Raw genomic sequence first — 11,218 nt, 5'->3', positions numbered from 1 at the left:
TTACTTCTGGCAGGGTGAATAAAGGCTTATTTCCCCTATATATGATAGAAGAACTTCGATTTAGAGGTATTTTATACGCTGCTAAGTTAATGATATTGCCATTAACCATAATGTATCGTTTATAAAAACTGAATGACTTCAGAGTAATTCGAATAAATCCCATTAACCCCATTGTACAGTTTCTGAAATCGAATGACTTCAAAGTGCTTTATACGAATCCCATTACCCATAAATCCCAATCAAAAAACCTCCTGATCCAAAAGGACCGGAAGGTTTTCTATTATTAATTGCTAACCACTAAGAACTAACAACTATCATTTACGGCAGGAAGTAGGTGGGGTCCACGGAGTCTCCGTTAATGCGGACTTCGTAGTGGCAGTGGGGACCGGTGCTGTTGCCGGTGCTGCCGGCCAGGGCGATGACTTCTCCCTGTTCCACCTGCTGGCCCACGGAGACGAGGAGGGCGGAATTGTGGCCGTAGCGGGTGACAAGTCCTCCGTCGTGTTTGATTTCCACGAGGTACCCGTAGCCGCCGACCCAGCCGGACTGGGTGACTACACCATTGGCCGTAGCTTCGATGGGATCTCCGTAGTCCACGGCAATATCGATTCCTTCATGGTAGGTGGAGCCGAAACCGCCGGGGCTTTCGCGGAAGCCGTACCAGCTGGAAATCGGTCCATGGATGGGCCACATATCGGGCGTACTGGAACCGGTGTGCAGGAACTGCACGGCCCCCTGATAGGTCTCTTCTTCCAGTTTTTCACGAAGTATCACGAGGGTCCTGATCTGGGAGTCCAGCCGCTGATCCATCCTTCTCATCTGTTTCAGGAGATAGCCCGGGGTGCCATCTTCTTCGCTGTTATCTATATTTCCATGTTCACTGGGGGAAACATCTCTCGCTTTATCCGGCACGGTGCTGCCGCCGCCGGTGCCGCCGAAGATATTCGTCCCCGCTCCATTGTTATTGGCCTCCGCCATGTCTTTCAGCTCGTCAGACAGTTTTTCCACCGTCTTCATCTTATCATCGAGCTCGGTCATCTTCTGTTCCGCCATCTTCAGCTGGGACGCATAAAGCTCATTCTGCTGCCGGAGGGAACTCATGGAAAAGAAAGAATAGCCTGCCGTCAGGAGGGAGACTGCAAATACCGCCCCCGCCGCACACAGGGCAAGCTTTAACTTTTTAAATTCATCTATGGAAAAGGAAATATTCATATTTCCCGTAGTTTCATCGATATTCTTCTTCATAGGCACCGCCTTTTATATTCAGTGGGCTTTTTCAACAAGTACCTTCTTTCCCACATATATCTATGCACGCTGAACCACTCGTGCCATTTCATGTACGTCTTGTGACAAATCTCACAAAAATAAAAATCAATCGTTCCTATTATATAGTAAAAAGTGAATAATAGTCAATATTTCACTTATCTGAACCGGTCCTTCAAATCCGTTACGCATGAATCATACGGTTCATTTTCGACAGGAACGAAAGACCGCCCCCTTCACCCTCACTCCGTTCGGGAGCTTCCCCCGCTCCCGGACGCAGGGTAATTTCGATTTTCAAGGAAAGAGCTATTTGGTCTTTCAAACCCGCCTGTGTACAACCCCCTATATACTCGCTGCCGCACCAGCGGCAGCACCTTCACGAACCACGAATCACGAATCACGAACCACGAAATCTCGAGAATGTGCTTATCGGGGCGTGCCGCAGTGAGGCTAACTCCCGAATACCGCAGTTGACTCCAACCATGGTAACTACCCAAAGGCCAAAGTGAAGAGCTTTTCAACCCCGCCTGTGCACAGCCCCCCCTATATACTCGCTGCCGCACCAGCGGCAGCACCTTCCCGCAATCCGCAATCCGCAATCCCCAATCCGCAATCCGCAATCCGACTATCACAGCTGACTCAAATCCGTTACGCAGGGATGTGATGGTTCATTTTCGACAGGCAGCGGTAGAACAACCCCCTGCTCGCTACGCTCGCCGCCCCCCAGGCTCGGGGGGCCTGTGACGTTTCGACTCGAATATTTTTTCAAATCCGCCTGTGCAAAATCCCCATAAGTATTCGGCGACCATCAGGCCGCCACCTTCCCGCAATCCGCAATCCCCAATCCGCAATCCGGCTACCGCAGCTGACTCATACTATTAAGCTGATAATTACCTCTGTCAAATCCGTTACGCAGGGATGTGATGGTTCATTTTCGACAGGCAGCAGCGGTAGAACAACCCCCTGCTCGCTACGCTCGCCGCCCCCCAGGCTCGGGGGGCCTTTAACGTTTCGACTTGTCCGGGCTTTTCAAACCCGCCTGTGCACAGCCCCCTATATACTTGCTGCCGCACCAGCGGCAGCACCTTCCCGCACCCCGCATCCCGCACCCCGAAATCTCGAAGCTGACTCAGGAGGGGCGTACCGCAGTGAGGCTAACTCCCGAATACCGCAGCTGACTCATACCATTAAGCTGATAATTGCCTCTGTCAAATCCGCAGCGGTAGAACAACCCCCTGCTCGCTACGCTCGCCGCCCCCCAGGCTCGGGGGGCCTTTAACGTTTCGACTTGTCCGGGCTTTTCAAACCCGCCTGTGTACAACCCCCATATATACTCGCTGCCGCACCAGCGGCAGCACCTTCACGAATCACGAATCACGAACCACGAAATCTCGGAAATGTGCTTATCGGGGCTCGCCGCGGTGAGGCTAACCCACGAATACCGCAGCTGACTCATACCGTCGTATCTGACAAAAGACTCTACTTCCCAGCCATATCAATCTTATGGTCATCCGCCACAGCGGCAGAGGGTGTTTCCGCCTCTCTGGACTGCTGCACTGCTTCCAGGGCCTGTCCGGCCATATCGGGCATGAGGGTCCGAAGAGCGGTCTCGATGCTTTCTGCTTCTTCTGTGGAAAGGGCTTCCCGGCACTGGCCGTTCATGATCTTCTTGGCATAGATGCGGCAGGTTTCCTGGCCTGCCAGGGAGGAGAGGACGAATCCGTCGTTCTTGCCGTCCAGCACGCAGAGGGAGAAGGAAAGCTTGTCTCCCGTATCATCAAAGGCATCGTACCTGACGAGGCCGATTTTCTGGAAGGACTGGAGCTGCATGGTAGCCAGGAGTTCCTGCTGATGGAGCATATTTTCCGAAGAATTCACCATTTCTCTCAGTTCTCTCACTTCGGTGGAAAGTTTCAGCTCGATGGAGCCTCCGTCTTCGCCGCTCATGAAGTACTTGTATTTCTTGGAAAGACGGTTGACTTTATTTCTAAGAGAAAGATACTGCAGGAAAAGATAAATCATGAGAAGGAGAAGGATGACTCCCCCTATGATGATTACTACGTTGAGATTGACTGCTGATAAATTCATTGCTGCTGCTCCTGGTTCAGGATATTCATAATCCGCTGGAATTCTTCATCATTTTTGAAGGAAATAGAAATGGTCCCTTTGTGGGCGTTGCGGCCCCTGCCCACATGGATGGACACCGGGCTTCCCACGGAAAGGCCGAGCCGGTCTTCCAGACTTTTGAGGTATTCGGAAATCTGTGTTTCCTTCTTCGGCTTCTCCGGCTTTTTGCCGCGGATCAGCTCTTCCACCGCCCTGGCGGAAAGGCCTTCCCGCACGATGCGGCGGGCGAGGGATACTTTTTCCGCTTCCGAAGGAAGGGTAAGGAGCGGCCGCGCCTGGCCGGGGGTCAGTTCTTTCTTGATAAGGAAATTCTTTATTTCCTCCGGAAGTTCCAGGAGGCGCACCAGATTGGCCACGTAGGGACGGCTGCGGCCCACTTTGTCCGCCACTTCTTCCTGGGTAAGGCCGTAGGTTTCCATCAGTTTCTGATAAGCCAGCCCTTCTTCCACCGGATTCAGGTCTTCGCGCTGGAGATTTTCCACCAGCGCCATTTCCGCAGCTTTCCGGTCATCATAGTCCACCACAATGGCCGGAATGAGGAGAAGGCCTGCCAGTTTTGCCGCCCGATAGCGGCGCTCGCCGGCAATGAGTTCATACCGGTTATCTTCCTTTTTGCGGACCACCACCGGCGAAAGGAGGCCGTCTTTTTTAATCGATTCCGCCAGGGATTTCAGTGATTCTTCATCAAAATCCTGACGGGGCTGCCAGGGATTCCCGGAAATAGCGTCTGTGGAAATATCAAGGACTTTTCCGCTTTCATCCAGATCATCCCCGAAAAGTTCACCAAGCCCGCGGCCCAGTTTCTTCTTAGTCACGTTTCAAAACCTCCCGACATAATTTCTTGTACGCCTCAGCGCCCTTTGATTTCGGCGCATAGGTGAGGATAGGCTCCCCGAAGCTGGGTGCCTCGGAAAGTTTGACGGTCCTCGGTATGACTGTGCGGAATACTTTGGACCCGAAATATTTCTTCACTTCTTCTGCTACCTGGAGGGACAGGTTCGTCCTGCCGTCAAACATGGTGAGGAGGATGCCCAGGATCCGGAGACGGGGATTCATCCTGCGTCCCACCACCTGTACCGTCTTCACCAGCTGGGCCAGGCCCTCCAGCGCATAAAATTCCGCCTGGATGGGGATGATGATGGAATCGGAAGCCACCAGGGCATTCAGCGTCATCAGGCCCAGGGATGGGGGACAGTCGATGATGATGTAATCATAGGAATCCCGGATGGGCTCAATCATCCTTTTCAGCAGGGACTCCCGGTGGGGAAGGCCGGCGATTTCTATTTCCGCCCCCGCCAGATTCACCGAAGCCGGCAGAAGGGAAAGCTTCTTCACTGCCGTCTTTACGATGGCTTTTTCTAAATCCTGTCCGTCAAGCAGCACATCATATAGATCAGCTCCCGCCTTCACGCCCTTGCTGAGGCCGCTGGTGGAATTCGCCTGAGAATCCTCATCGATCAGGAGCGTCTTCATCCCCTTGTCCGCCAGGTATGCGGAGAGATTCACCGCCGTAGTCGTCTTGCCCACTCCGCCCTTCTGATTGATGATGCTGATGATTTTGCCCATAATCCCTGTCCTTTCTATAGAGAATCATTTATATTATAACATAGCGTACCAGCTTATATATATAAAAATATACCGACTTTTGAATCGGGAGTATCGGGGTGATCGGGGTGGTCGGGGCGATCGGGAAGGTGCCCGCATCAAATTCTGAAGCGGCCAATTATATATGAGGCCTCTGGCCCGCACTTGTGCGAAACAACGGATTTCGGACTTGGGATTTCGGATTTCGGGGTGGATATGGTTTTCCTGTGGAAAACCAATTTATATAGTGCGCTTCGCGCACGGGCTGTTGCCCGCACTTGTGCTGAAAATGATTTTTTGACAGGCGGTGGCTCTTCACTAGCGGCTTGTACCTGTATTCCCGGCCTTACGTGTACCTGCATCCCAACATGAGAGAGCACGTCTATTCCCGGCCGCGCGGGTGGAACAGAGAAAGCGCAGCGTTCTCCTTTGGGTGTCAGAAATCCGGCTGGAAGGAATTCCTCAATATCGTCTGATTCCATTCAAATCGCTATCGTCCAAGCCCTCCCAGGAGTTGGGAGGGTGCCTGAACGAAGTGAAGGCGGGTGGGTTCTCCAACGGTCTTACACCACGCCTGTGTAAAATCCCCATACATAATTGTGCCCCGTCAGCGGCACACCTCCCCGCTCCCCGCATCCCGCACCCCGAAATCTCGAAAATAAATCTATCGGGGCATGTCGTGGTGAGACTAATCCCGAATACCGATTCTGTCTCAAACCATCTTTTCTGACAAAAGACTCCAATATAATGTTTCACGTGAAACAGTTCCTGAAAATAAAAAAGCGCCTCGATTTCAAGGCGCCGATTTCGCACAAATCATGTCATCCATCCCCGGAGATCAGAGAGAGTTTTCCATTCTTTCTTCCACAGGGGCCGGAGCTTCTTCACAGACACAGTGGGGTTTATTTTTAAATATTTCCCCCATGGTGGTATAGAGCTGACGGAGCGCTTCCGGATTGAGGGAATAGTAAATATTCTTCCCGTTCCGGCGGTCCAGGATGAGGCCCGATTCCACGAGCACTTTCATATCATGAGAAAGAGTGGGCTGGGTCACGCAGAAAGCCTGCTGCAGCTTCCCGGCACACTGCTCCCTGCAGGACAGCATGTCCACGATCTTTAATCTTTTCGGATCCGAAATGGCTTTCAGGATTTTTGCGGTATCAATGTAAATCTTTTCCATAACTCTTTAGAACTCCTACATAGAATTATTTCTATCATTGTTTAAAAGAGTATCAAATTAGAAGGAATTTGTCAAATAAAATCAATCACTCACTGCCTGCCAATTTTTAGTTGAAAGATTGGAAGCCCATCTTTTGCGTAATGGGATTTCCGCCCGCCCCATTTGCTCCGGCACCCTTCCGGCTGCACATGACTCTCACAGCCACTTGCGCGCCCCTGGCTGCGCCTCTCTCCTTCAAATGGCGTTCGAGAGCAGCACTTCGGGGGCTTGACCGTTTCGACCTGAACGGTTATTTCACACTCGCCTGTGCGCAGTCCCCATAAATAATCAGCGGCCATCAGGCCGCCACCTTCCCGTACCCCGAATTTTCGAAATAGATTCTAACGGGGCATGCCTCTGTGAGGCTAACCCCGAATACCGAAAATGACACAAACCATCTGATCTGATAAAAGACTCCATAAAAAAGCCTGTGCAAAGTCCCCATAAAAAATTTGTCGCCCCATCAGTGCCGACACCTTCACGAATCAAGAAATCTCGGAAGTGCCTGTACCGGGGCTCGCCGTGGTGAGGCTCTATCCGCAAAAAAGACAACTGACTCGGAATCTATTACGTAACGCTTGGATTCTTTCCAGTCAATTTCCATGCTAATGAGCGTACGCCCCCTCACCCTTTGGGAGCTCCCCGGACGCGGGGAGCACGTCATCAGCGATAACCGGCATCATCCCCGCCTGTGCAAAGTCCCCATAAAGAAATCGTGCCGCGGGAGCGGCACACCATCACGAACCACGAATCACGAATCACGAAATCTCGATGCTGACAATACCGGGGCTCGCCGTGGTGAGGCTAACCCACGAATACCGCATCCGACTCTATCCGTAGAAATGACAAATGTCTCCAATAAACAAAAAATCCCCCGACTGGATAGACGGGGGTAATCATGGCAGTATAGATCAATCGGCTGCAGGGACTTTGGCCTGGACACGCAGGGACGGAGCTGCCGTATGAACGGAGGTGGCCGATAAGTTTGTCATGTCGTGAGGTTACTGACGCTTGATTTTGGTCTTTCAATCGGGGGATTTTCTTGATTTTGTTTTCATACCGGTATGAGTGAGGAGGAATCCGGCCCGCTTTGCCCTTCCGCCCGGTTCGATCGAGTGTGCACATCCGGGTTTCTGAAGGGTTTCACAAGGCTTTCTTCGTTTCTCTGTCTATATAGTACAGAAAAGGAAATTTATTTTATTAGATTTTCGTTAAATTTTTGTCTGGGATGCTTAGGAATTAGGGCTCAGGCACAATGAATTTGATTCGTGTCAATGAGTCATACCCGCGCACGGCCGGGAATAGCCGTGCCCGCTCATGCAGGGCTGCAGCTCCAGGTGAGGCCGGGAATACAGGTACAGACCGCTAGTGTAGAGTCACCGCCTGTGCAGAACCCTTGTCAGCACAAGTGCGGGCCATCAGCCCGTGCGCGGAGCGCACTAGAAAAAAATTGGTTCGCAGAGCCAACCCTATCCACCCCGAAATCCGAAATCCCAAGTCCGAAATCCGTTCTTTCAGCTCATCTGAGGGCCAGAGCTCGTGCGCGGAGCGCACTATAAAAATTGGTTCGCGCAGCGAACCATATCCTTCCCGCACCCCGCACCCCGCATCCCGCATCCCGCACCCCGAAATCTCGAAATTGCCGGAAACGGGGCTTGGTGGGGCTGACTCCCGAAAACCGTAACTGCCTCAGGTCCTTTTATCTCGCAAAAAGCTCAGACTGCTCCTTTAACTCTTTATCAGAACAATGTATAATAAAGACAGGATTTCCTGAAAGAGGAAGTGATGAGTGATGGACAACTCTTATATATGCACCATGCCTTTCCTGACGGCTCTTTGCTGCGCCATGTTCCTGTACCTGTCGTACCTGCCTTTTGCGCCTTTTCTTTCCATGCAAAAGAAGGTGTATCTCTTCCATACCTATGCCATGCTTTTCTGGTTTGAAACCATGGCAGGCACTCTGTACATCGTCAATTTCCCTGACATGTACGGTGCTTCTTTCCTGTGCTGCTGGATTTCCATCGTCTGGGTGCCTTTCTTCTTTGCCAACCTCACCCTCATCCCGCAGAGTGTGGTGCGTCATATTTTCGTGCTGGGCATGGACAGTCTGTACATGATCGCCGTCCATACGATTGCAGGAAATATCATTCATCAGACCATGCCCCTCACCGGGCGGGGCCTCCTGATCGATTATCCCTGGTATCCCCTGGCCTTTCTGGGCCTTTCCATCCTCTGCTTTCCTCTCGTGCGTCCCTTTTTCCGGGACCTTTTCTCATTCCGAATCCCGAATGCCGTAAGTTTCTGGCTCATCCTGTGCCCTCTGCCCTTCGGGATTTTTACATTGGAAATATACTACTGGGACAAATCCGGCGCCCTGATTTCCAATATAGACTGGATTCCGGGAATCATCGGCTATTTCCTTGCCTTCTTCATGGGCTGGGCCATTCACGAGGGGGAAATCCTGGCGGATATGTACATCAGGGAAAGAAATGAACGGGAGAAAAACAGGAGTTTCCTCCGGACCCTTCTGGAAATGGCACAAAATTTGGAACGGACGAAAAAACTCCTCGCTCCCATTGAGAGCCATATTTCCGCCCTGGAAAAATCTCTGGACGGTAGAAATAATAAAGCCCTCACCGGCCTGAAGGAAAGCCTTTCCCGGGCGGAGGAGGAAAATCTATGTGAAAACGAGGCGCTCCGGAGCGCCCTTGCGCCCATCCTCGCACGGGCAGAGGCAGAATCCATCCCCCTTTCTCTCAAACTTTCCATCCCCGAAGGGCTGGAAGAGGAGCGGAGCCTCTCCCTTCTCCTTTCCATCCTTGTGGAAAATGCGCTGGAAGCTTCGGAAAAGCAGAAGAAGGACCGCCGGCAGCTCACGATTGCAGGAAAAATGGAAGGAAATACGCTGCTCTTCCTCATCCGCAACCGTTTTGACGAAGAAGTGCCCCTGGGCGAAAACGGCCTGCCTCTTCCTTCCGGAGAAGGACAGGGCCTGGGCATGCGGGCTCTCTCTGCCTTTCTCTCTCATTATGATGCACAAGTCCTGTGGAAACAGGAGGCAGGAAGGGTCAATGTATTCCTGAAATGCAGAGTGGAAGAGTCCTGATGGAATGCCTGCCGAAACTATAGGGAAATATCATCCTAACGTAAAAATAAAATATTTACTGTAAAAAACTTCTGTTTCCATCCAAAAAGTGGTACACTATACATGTAAATAGCAAGTTTTCTTTGCTATAAATTGGTCGTGAGGTGATAAACATGGCAGAAGTAACTGAAAAAAGTGTTGTTGTTTGCGGTGTTGACAAGTACAAGGTATCCGAACTGAAACGCGTATATGGCAGTGTAAACTACCAGGGCGGAGAATTCGTATTCCTGGGCTTCCCGGTAGTTGGTGATACCGTCAGAAGCTATCGTCCGGACAGCTACGTGGCAGCTATCGAACTGGGCGACGAAATTTTCGACGGACAGACCTTCCACTATCATGTAACCCTGACCTATGATGGTCACGTCAGAGAAGTCCTCTACGAAGGCCTTGACGACGCAGGCCGTCCGGACACTGTAGATATCGAATAATCTATAGCTGAAAAAGGCTGAGCTTTTGCTCAGTCTTTTTTATTGGTCATTTGTAAATAAAAGACGGATTGGGGATTGCGGATTGGGGATTGCGGGGTGGATATGGTTTTCCTGCGGAAAACCAATTTTTTATAGTGCGCCCCGCGCACGGGCCTCTGGCCCGCACTTGAGCTGAAAAGGATTGTACCCAGGCGATGGCTCTACGTTAGCGGCCTGTACCTGTATTCTCGGCCTTACGTGTCCCTGCCGCCCCGCACGAGCGGGCACGTGTATTCCCGGCCCCGCGCGGGGAGCGGAGGGAGCGCAGCGCTCTATTTGGGATGTCAGACAACCGCCGGATGGTCAGGCCCCGAAGTTTTAAGGGCTCCGGCAAAGCCCGTGGGGCTGTACGATTGTTCAGGCCGGAAGTGCCTCTGCCGGTCCGTGATTTCCGGGTTCGGTCCGATACACATATAGGGCTCGCTGATAAGGCGCGGCTCTTCCAGACGATTTTGTAATCACTAAGCACTAAAAACTAACAGCTAACCGCCATTTCCTTCCTCTCATGGTATAATAAGATAAAATTAATAAATCAGGAGGAAATTACCATGATGCGTTCAGCTCCTTCTCCGGAAGACCAGATCCGGAGCATTCATTACAAGTACGATATTTCTGAAGAAAGAGTCAAAGCAGCCCTCGAAGACCGCCGGTTCGGCGAAGTCGATCAGGCGTCCCTCCTTTCCTGCCTTTGCAGTACATCCATGGAGGAAATCCTTGCAATGAGGAAGGATGACCCCTGGGGCATCGTCAGAAAGAAACTGGGATTTACGGCAGAATCCTACGAAGAAGCCTATCTCCGCCACCGGGCGGAAAGACTCCATCGTTTCTACGGAATGGAAACAGAAAGAGCCCTTGCGCTCCTCGAAGAAGGCTATCCCAGCCACTGGATCCGCCTCGCTTACCTGCTCGAACAGCACAGCAGGATGAAAATGGAAACAATCGTCCATCAGCGAAAAAAATCAGAAAAATGGAAACCCTGGGCCGAAAGAGTACTCTCCGTCTCTCCCGAAGACCTCACAAAATGGATTGCGGAAACAAGAAATCCGGCTCTACCGGTGAAAAAGTAGTTGTTTGAGTCTTTTGTCAGATAAGATAGTTTGTGTCCATTTCGGTATTCGGATTGGGGATTGCGGATTTCGGATTGCGGGGAGGTGTCGGCGCTGATGCGCCGACAAATTTTCATGGGGACTCTGCACAGACGGATTTGAAATGCCCGTTCAGGTCGAAACGTTTCAGGCCCCCCGAGTCTGGGGGGCGGCGAGCGAAGCGAGCAGGGGGTTGTTCTACTGCTGCATGTCGAAAATGGATTTTTTCATTTGTCAGATAAGATGGTTTGTGTCCATTTCGGTATTCGGGATTAGCCTCACGGGGGCATGCCCCTTTTTCGTCAGCTTCGAGATTTCGGGGTGCGGG

At 51.6% G+C, this 11,218-nt stretch carries 8 protein-coding genes; 3 read left to right on the top strand and 5 right to left on the bottom strand.

The window, feature by feature from the left end; all coding sequences use genetic code 11:
- Positions 1-318: 318 nt before the first annotated feature.
- The 5 genes from QZN42_RS10060 to QZN42_RS10040 all read right to left on the bottom strand — a co-directional run bounded on the left by QZN42_RS10060 (position 319) and on the right by QZN42_RS10040 (position 6,154).
- A complete protein-coding gene (locus QZN42_RS10060; protein ID WP_296957309.1) occupies positions 319-1,245 on the bottom strand; it encodes a M23 family metallopeptidase in 927 nt (308 codons plus the stop codon).
- Positions 1,246-2,742: 1,497 nt separating this feature from the next.
- A complete protein-coding gene (locus QZN42_RS10055) occupies positions 2,743-3,351 on the bottom strand; it encodes a DUF4446 family protein (RefSeq protein ID WP_296957306.1) in 609 nt (202 codons plus the stop codon).
- On the bottom strand, positions 3,348-4,205 hold the full coding sequence (locus QZN42_RS10050; RefSeq protein ID WP_296957303.1) for a ParB/RepB/Spo0J family partition protein: 858 nt from the start codon (positions 4,203-4,205) through the stop codon (positions 3,348-3,350). The genes QZN42_RS10055 and QZN42_RS10050 overlap by 4 nt, the downstream gene beginning before the upstream one ends.
- Complete coding sequence (locus QZN42_RS10045; protein ID WP_296957300.1) at positions 4,198-4,956, bottom strand: ParA family protein; 759 nt, start codon at positions 4,954-4,956, stop codon at positions 4,198-4,200. Before QZN42_RS10045 ends, QZN42_RS10050 begins: the two co-directional genes overlap by 8 nt.
- An 856-nt stretch (positions 4,957-5,812) precedes the next feature.
- A complete protein-coding gene (locus tag QZN42_RS10040; RefSeq protein ID WP_296957297.1) occupies positions 5,813-6,154 on the bottom strand; it encodes a helix-turn-helix transcriptional regulator in 342 nt (113 codons plus the stop codon).
- Between the two features lie 1,831 nt (positions 6,155-7,985).
- On the opposite strand from QZN42_RS10040, the gene QZN42_RS10035 reads away from it, so the two are divergent.
- The 3 genes from QZN42_RS10035 (at position 7,986) to QZN42_RS10025 (ending at position 10,872) form a co-directional block, all read left to right on the top strand.
- Positions 7,986-9,299, top strand: a complete 1,314-nt coding sequence (locus QZN42_RS10035) for a GHKL domain-containing protein (RefSeq protein WP_296957295.1) — start codon at positions 7,986-7,988, stop codon at positions 9,297-9,299.
- Between the two features lie 152 nt (positions 9,300-9,451).
- Complete coding sequence (locus tag QZN42_RS10030; protein WP_296957292.1) at positions 9,452-9,766, top strand: glycyl-tRNA synthetase; 315 nt, start codon at positions 9,452-9,454, stop codon at positions 9,764-9,766.
- A 587-nt stretch (positions 9,767-10,353) separates the two neighbouring features.
- A complete protein-coding gene (locus QZN42_RS10025; protein WP_296957291.1) occupies positions 10,354-10,872 on the top strand; it encodes a hypothetical protein in 519 nt (172 codons plus the stop codon).
- The last annotated feature ends 346 nt before the right edge of the window (positions 10,873-11,218 follow it).

This window comes from uncultured Dialister sp. (assembly GCA_900314595.1).
GTDB lineage: Bacteria > Bacillota > Negativicutes > Veillonellales > Dialisteraceae > Dialister.
This window is presented reverse-complemented; position numbering and strand designations above follow the sequence as displayed.

Excerpts from the sequence above, each read along its gene's own strand:
- QZN42_RS10060 (WP_296957309.1), bottom strand. The coding sequence starts at position 1,245 with ATGAAGAAGAATATCGATGAAACTACGGGAAATATGAATATTTCCTTT.
- QZN42_RS10055 (WP_296957306.1), bottom strand. The coding sequence starts at position 3,351 with ATGAATTTATCAGCAGTCAATCTCAACGTAGTAATCATCATAGGGGGA.
- QZN42_RS10045 (WP_296957300.1), bottom strand. The coding sequence starts at position 4,956 with ATGGGCAAAATCATCAGCATCATCAATCAGAAGGGCGGAGTGGGCAAG.
- QZN42_RS10040 (WP_296957297.1), bottom strand. The coding sequence starts at position 6,154 with ATGGAAAAGATTTACATTGATACCGCAAAAATCCTGAAAGCCATTTCG.
- QZN42_RS10035 (WP_296957295.1), top strand. The coding sequence starts at position 7,986 with ATGGACAACTCTTATATATGCACCATGCCTTTCCTGACGGCTCTTTGC.
- QZN42_RS10030 (WP_296957292.1), top strand. The coding sequence starts at position 9,452 with ATGGCAGAAGTAACTGAAAAAAGTGTTGTTGTTTGCGGTGTTGACAAG.
- QZN42_RS10025 (WP_296957291.1), top strand. The coding sequence starts at position 10,354 with ATGATGCGTTCAGCTCCTTCTCCGGAAGACCAGATCCGGAGCATTCAT.